Here is a 2,952-nt window from a genome sequence, read left to right on the forward strand (position 1 = left end):
GGCCTGATCGGGCTGGCGGTGGTCATCTATTGGGCGGTTAGGAGAAGGAGTGGGTTGGGGAGAGTGCGTGCTGCGTGTGGCCGGGTTCGGTGTCGGGGCGGTCGCGGGGTTGGTGGTGGTTGGCTGCGTGTGACGGCGCGCGGCGTGCGGGTGGGTGGTCGTGGGGTTGGCGGTGGTGGTTGGTTGCGTGTGGCGGGGTTGGGGGTGTTGGTGGGTTTGGTGCTGTTGCCGGCGTTGATGTTGATGGGGGGTGGTGCTGGTGCGCAGGGCGGTGTCGGTGTGGTGTCGATCTCGGAGGCTTCGGCGGTTGAGGGGGAGGCGCTGGGGTTCTGGGTGGGGTTGAGTCCGGTGTTGGCGTCTGATGTGGTGGTGGAGTTGGGGACTGCGGCCGATCGGCGGCCGGGTGCTGTGGCGGCGTCGGCGGGTTCGGATTTCGGGTCGGTGTCGGGGGCGCGTGTGAGGATCCATGCGGGTTCGTCGGGGGCGTGGTTTTGGGTTCTGACGGTCGAGGACGGGCTCTATGAGGGCGATGAGACGTTCGCGGTGGAGATCTCGGACATCGTGGAGGGCGTGGCGCGTGTCGGTTCGGTTGGCCGGGCGGTGGGCACGGTCGTGGAGGACGATCCGGTGCCGCTGGTGGGGTTGCATCAGTCGCCCACCGCGGGCGCTGTGGACGACGCGGAACTGACGTTGGAGGGCGGCTCGAGCTCGGAGTCCGCGGACATCGTCTATCGCTTGCATCTCTCTGCGGTGAGCGGTGTGGACGTGACGGTGCCCTACACGCTGGGCGGGACCGCGACCGCCGGTGTGGATTATGACGACCCCGACGTGAAGCAGGTGGTGATCGCGGCGGGCGAGTTGTCGGGGGAGATCGCGGTCACGACGTTCTCGGATCCTTTGGGCGAGGACCATGAGACGGTGGTCGTGACGTTGGGGTCGCCGGCCAACGCGACGGTCGCGCCGGGCGCGGGGGAGGCGACGGGGCGCATCTTCGATGACGACAGGGCGTCTCATGTGGTGTTGTCGCTGTCGCCGTCGAGTGTGTCGGAGTCGGTGACTGCGGAGATGACCTACACGTTGACGGCGTCGCTGGGCGGCGGCGCGACGGCCGATTCGGCGGTGCTGGTGGAGTCGAGGGTGGGGGGCTTGAGGATCCCCGGCGGCGGGCATACCGCTGCGCCGGGTGCCGACATCGCGCTGCGCGACGCGGTCGAGGGCGAGGTCGGTGTCGATATCACTATCGCCGCGGGCCGCAACAGCGGCTCGAACACGTTCAAGGCGACGATCACCGACGACGGCCTCGACGAGTTCGACGAGGCGGTCGCGCTCGGCTATGACCTCAACCGTGTCGCGAACACCGGCGAGTTGTGGAACGCGCACGGCGGCTACACGTTCTTTTACCCGCGGCTGACGATCACCGACAACGACGACGCCCGCGTTCCCGTGCTGTCAGTCGCCGACGCGGCGGCCGTGCAGGAGGGCGACGATCCTGCTGCCACGACCGGCATGGACTTCGACGTGGGCCTGTCGGCTGTGTCGGGCAAGGACGTGACCGTGTGGTATGCGCTGGGCGGCACCGCGACTGCGGGCACCGACTACGACACGCCGCCGCTGTCGCTGACCATCGAGGCAGGATCGACCACAGGGACAGTGACGGTCCCGGTGCGCGGCGACAGTATCGACGAGGGCGCTGCTGAGACGGTGGTGCTGACGCTGTTGGGCGCGGACCACGCGGACCTGCCAGAGGGCGGCGTGTCGGTGTCGGGGCGGATCACCGACGACGACGGCCCGCCGACGCTGTCGGTCGCGGACGGCGCCGCCGACGAGGGCGACGGCGCGGCCTTCACCGTGTCGCTGTCGCAACCCTCGGGCCAAGACGTGACCTTCACCTGGGCGACCGGGGACGACACGTCGGGCGCGCACCCCGCCGCGGCCGGCGACGACTACACGCCGGTCGCGGGGCGGACCGTGGTGGTACCCGCCGGCGCGCAGTCTGTGCAGGTCGAGGTGAGCACCGTCGACGACGGCGTCGACGAGCACGCCGAGACGTTCAAGATCGTGCTGTCGAACCCCCAAAACGCTGTGCTGGCCGCCGACCCGGCCGCGGTCGGCACGATCAACGAAGACGCCGCCGACCCGCAGCCGTCTGTCACTGTCGCCGGCGCCGCCGACGTCGCCGAGGGCGACGACCCGGCGGCCACGACCGACATGGTGTTACCCGTGGCGCTGTCTGAGGCCAGCGGCAAGGATGTCGCTGTGAGCTTCGCGGTCGCCAGCGAGACCGCCACCGCCGGCGACGACTACATCGCGCCGGCCGGCAGCACGCTGACGATTCCCGCCGGGCAGACCACAGCCGAGATCGTCGTGGAGATCAGAGGCGACACCGAAGACGAGGTCCACGAGATCCTCACCGCGACGCTCAGCGACCCCGTCGACGCCGCCCTGGGCGACCCCAGCACAGCCGAAGGCGTGATCCGCGACGACGAGGGCCAACAACGCCCGTGGGTACACTTGCGCATCAAGGAGGCGTCGATCGTCGAGGGCGAGCCGATCACCGTCGAGCTGCGCTCCGGATCCGTGTTCAAAGAGGACACCGACGTCAACTTGTGGGTGTCCTATGAGCACAGCCCACTCGACCGCGAGCGCGCCGAGCTCGGCGCCTGGTTCGTGGACGAGCGCGGCACAGGCTTGCAGATCGTGACCGTCCCCGCCGGCGAGACCGGAGCCGACTTCGTCATCGAGACGCGCGCCGACGCCGCCGACATCGACGGCGAGATCTGGGCGGCGTTCCTCACCCCGGGTCTGATCAGGACCGAAGGCATCGCCAACATCGGCAACCCCGACGGCTCGCTGGATCCGTACTACCCCGACTGGGACTCGCTCAAGTACGGGACCGGCACCCCCGACTACGACCGGGTGACGGTGCTCGACGGCCCCGACCACGAATCGCCG

Annotated in this window: 2 protein-coding genes; both read left to right on the top strand. The window is 69.5% G+C overall.

All coding sequences use genetic code 11. From position 1 onward, the window contains the following. Nucleotides 1–74 precede the first annotated feature (74 nt). Nucleotides 75–311 (top strand): hypothetical protein, encoded by a 237-nt coding sequence (locus OXN25_17945; GenBank protein ID MDE0426737.1) that lies wholly within the window; start codon nucleotides 75–77, stop codon nucleotides 309–311. Between the two features lie 145 nt (nucleotides 312–456). Further along, a partial coding sequence (locus tag OXN25_17950; GenBank protein MDE0426738.1) for a hypothetical protein occupies nucleotides 457–2,952 on the top strand: 2,496 nt, incomplete at its 3' end.

This window comes from Candidatus Poribacteria bacterium, from assembly GCA_028820845.1.
Lineage (GTDB): Bacteria > Poribacteria > WGA-4E > WGA-4E > WGA-3G > WGA-3G.